Origin of the sequence: Roseobacter sp. TSBP12 (assembly GCF_009129705.1) — a bacterium.
In the GTDB taxonomy this organism is placed as follows: domain Bacteria; phylum Pseudomonadota; class Alphaproteobacteria; order Rhodobacterales; family Rhodobacteraceae; genus Celeribacter; species Celeribacter baekdonensis_A.
Genome location: NZ_PYIB01000068.1, coordinates 1 through 3506 on the forward strand (window position 1 = coordinate 1; position 3506 = coordinate 3506).

Below are 3506 nucleotides of genomic sequence, written 5' to 3' on the forward strand. Positions count from 1 at the left end.
TGTCGCGTTGCCTTTAAATCTGAGACGCGACGCTTTCGGCATCGAGTTTTGCCCTTAATTGCGAGATTTGGCTGTCATGGGGCCTTTGCTTCTCGCCCGCCTCTGCGCAATCTGATCAACTGCGGCAAGCAGACGTGGCTCCTTCTCGAAAGTGCGCAAAAGAGCAACCTTTGCATAGTCGTCGATGCCGGAGCTTGAGATGGCCGCTTTGATCAGTGGACGAGATTGGGCTGCATCAATGGCAGCAAGGCAAAACAGCCTCACTTCCGGTTTGTGGCTCTGAAGAGCAAACAACGGCTTCCCGTGGCAGCCCTTAAGTGACATGGCAAAGGTGACCGCGCGCATTGCGCGCCGAAGTTGCTTGGGGCTGCGTGATCGCGCGGCGCAGGCAAGCATCCCTGCCCCGCGGCGCGCTCGGTATATCAGTTTTCCAGATATTTGTTCTTCACCGATTTTGCCAAGGGTCTGCACAAGTCTCGTCCCGCAAACCTGACAGTCAAATGCCCAGGCCCGCCTCCAATGCCTGAGCGAAAGGCCCTCTCGGGAGCATTGCAGACAATGCTGGAATGGCATCTGGGCCGTCAGTGAGGCTTCTCCTGGCGTTATTGCCGGAAAGGTCAAAGATCGCACGACATCTGGGGAGACACGTGCAGCGCTCGCAATCTTCTCCGCCGCTGCCGCGTCGATGCTGAAGTCCAAGGCGGTGCCATGCGTGGTATCGACTTCGATATGAGCCAGCAGTTCGGCGTCATCACAGTAGTTGGCCGCAGCCAACCGAGACAACCAACCTGACAACAACTCGTCTGGAAGCGGTGCGACAGTCTTTGGCAGCGGTCGCGGCGTCACCCCCCGGACTTCTCGAGTCGCCGATGGGCGTTCGCATGGCGCGACCAAACCGGCGTCCATTTTGCGATTGCGTCATCGGTGATGCATTCCTCACCTGTGACAATGGCGTCGATGGAAAGATCCTTGATCAGTGCGAAGATGCGCGAAGTCACCCCGCCGCTCAGCGCCAGTATCTGCTTGAGCGACTTGACCTTCAGATTGGATTTCTTCTCGAGGGGCATTGCCGCGATGAGTGTCTGGATCATGTCCGAGAACTCGGCATCGTCGCGCCAGTTTGGCAGGTGATGTTCGTCCAGTCGCCTGGCAAGCTGGATATCACCTCGGATGGCATCGACGGCCTCGCTGACCCCGAGGCAGACCAGCGACACCTCGAGTTCATTGCTGAGATACCGCAGAACATTGAGAAAGCGGCGCTGTTCGCGGTGGGTCCCGGCCAAGAGATTGTGAACCTCGTCGATCATGATCATCCGCAGGCCGAGGTCGCGCAAGAGCGCGATGACACGGACTTCGAGGGAAGCCACATTTTGAGCGCGGGCGCTCAGTGCCGTCGCCGGGGCGCCGACGGCGGCCAGGATGTGCAGATAGAACCGCCGTTCATCAGGTGCGGGCGGCGCTTGCAACAGCAGCAGCGGCGTGCGGGTGATGCCTGATGCCGGATCGTATTCTGGTGCGTACTTGCGCGAGAGGTTGCGGGCGATCATCGTCTTTCCGATCCCGGAGGCACCATGCACAAGAAGCCCGGGCATACGGGTTTGCCGTGGCGCTTCGATCATACCCTGCAAACGATCCAACACCTGTTCGGCCCGCGGAAAGCCGATCCAGATGTCCGATTGAATGAGGGCGATCCGACCGTCTTCCTCAGTTGTCCTTGCCCTCAATTCACCATCTCTCCACCTTGAACAATGGGCGCGACGTATCACCAGTGTCGATCGCGCGCAGCCCTTCGGTTGTCGCGACAGCCGAGTTGGTGCCCTCCAATGTCCCTTTTCTTTCACGGGATCGGCGTTCGGCCTTCGTCAGGCCCCGGCTTTCAGCCTCGATCTGGCGTTGCTGTCGGATCAGCTCAGCCAGGACCAGCTCATTGGACCCGGACTTGCCAAGGGCACGGGCCTTCCTCATGGCTTCGCGATATTCCCAGAGGGACACTGGCGGAATTTCCAGGTTTCTGTACCGCGCTTCAACATATCGGCCATCGTCCAATTCGACCCAGATCATTGAGATATCTCGAGGATCGTAGCGAACGACCACCTTTCCATCCCCGCGCCCAATGTGGCCTGCAAGCGCATCGGACCAGTACCGTATCTGGAACAGATGGATGCCGTCACGCCTGATCTTGCGCAATTCGCTTGGCAGGAAGCTCACCTGAAAGGCTTCCATCTCGAAGGGGATGTCGCCCATCAAGTTTTCTGAGAGCACCTCCCATTTGGCAACGGGCGTGCAGCCAAGACTGGAATGAATGCTGTTGTTGTAGCGGCAGATTTCCAGAGCAAACCAACGATCGAATTCGCTCAGGGTCATCGTTGCCTGGCCTTCGGCATCATAGTCGCCCTTGGTCGCGATCGAGGATTGCGTTGTTCCCGGCAACAGGTGAACGGCCCCCATCATCGTCCCGATCAACCGTTCGATGTGGCCCCCGAAGTGAGGACTTCCCGGCGGCCGATAGACCAGATCGATCCCCCATTCCGCGCATGCCGACCGAAAGGCGCGCGACCGGAAATCGCGGCCGTTGTCGACGTGGATGCTGTGCGGTTTGCCCTGTGCGGGCCAAGGAATACTGTAATCCAATTCCGCTAGGAGCTCCGCCTTGGGGGCAACCGCCTGTGTCAGGCAAAGCGCCACTGACAGTCGCGAAGGGGCCTCGAGAGAGGTGTAATATCCAGTTACCATCCGCGTTGCGATGTCGATCGCCAGCGTGACCCAAGGCCGCCCAATTGGTTGGCGTTCAAAGCTGTCGACAAGAATGATGTCCGCGGGCGTATGGTCGATTTGTACGACCTCCAGTGGTTGGTTCGCCTTGTTCTCGCCTGTGACGGCCGCAAATTTCTGGCGCGCCGCCTTTGCGCCCTCTCGTGCCTTCGCAACTTCGCGGGCATCCATCGCGTCCAGACGACGCTGAACCGTCCGACGCGTCGGCGGTTGCAAGCCCTGCTGCCAGCACGCGCTGCGGATTTCTGTCACGACGCGCGAGAGGCTCGGACGTTCCCGGCGCAAGAAACATCGGCGAAGATGCTCTTCGATCACCGCTTCGACCCTGCTGGATATCAAGGTCGTACCGGTCGGGCGGCCCCGTTTCCGCGGAGCCAGCGCGCTGGTGCGTCCACCTTCTTCGACCAGCCGCTTTATCCAACGCCAGACCGTCGCCCTGCTGACACCAAGCTCCCAAACGGCGTCATTGATGCCACTTTCCAGACTGCCAGTCCCTTTCAGAAATGCTTGAACAAGCGGGCGCAGCACCGCGGCCCTGCGCGCCTCTTCAGCGCCAACTGCAACGGAGTCTTCGCCATAATCATCCATCGATATTTGCTGCACATGTCTGTGAACCCTGTCTCAAGTTTAAGGGCAAAAATATCGGAATTAAAGGCAAAATCTCATATTTAAGGGCAAAGGACAGCCGTTGATTTCGTTGAATCTCTCATCTCACAATTAAGGGCTACGCGACA

3 protein-coding genes are annotated in these 3506 nt (G+C 58.7%); all 3 read right to left on the bottom strand.

Annotated elements, in window-relative coordinates; translation table 11 throughout:
- Positions 1-54: 54 nt before the first annotated feature.
- Genes C8029_RS19770 through C8029_RS19780 form a run of 3 tightly spaced genes read right to left on the bottom strand, consistent with a single transcriptional unit; the run spans position 55 to position 3360 of the window.
- Positions 55-906: a TniQ family protein gene (locus C8029_RS19770; RefSeq protein ID WP_226946405.1), complete on the bottom strand. Its 852-nt coding sequence runs from the start codon at positions 904-906 to the stop codon at positions 55-57.
- On the bottom strand, positions 843-1724 hold the full coding sequence (locus tag C8029_RS19775) for a TniB family NTP-binding protein (RefSeq protein WP_096708188.1): 882 nt from the start codon (positions 1722-1724) through the stop codon (positions 843-845). The genes C8029_RS19770 and C8029_RS19775 overlap by 64 nt, the downstream gene beginning before the upstream one ends.
- Before the next feature lies 1 nt (position 1725).
- Entirely contained in the window at positions 1726-3360 is a 1635-nt protein-coding gene (locus C8029_RS19780) for a TnsB C-terminal domain-containing protein (protein ID WP_096708189.1), read from the bottom strand.
- Positions 3361-3506: the final 146 nt, after the last annotated feature.

What these genes read in the sequence shown, in the direction of transcription:
- C8029_RS19780 (WP_096708189.1), bottom strand. Translation starts at nt 3,360, where the DNA reads ATGGATGATTATGGCGAAGACTCCGTTGCAGTTGGCGCTGAAGAGGCG.
- C8029_RS19770 (WP_226946405.1), bottom strand. Translation starts at nt 906, where the DNA reads ATGGACGCCGGTTTGGTCGCGCCATGCGAACGCCCATCGGCGACTCGA.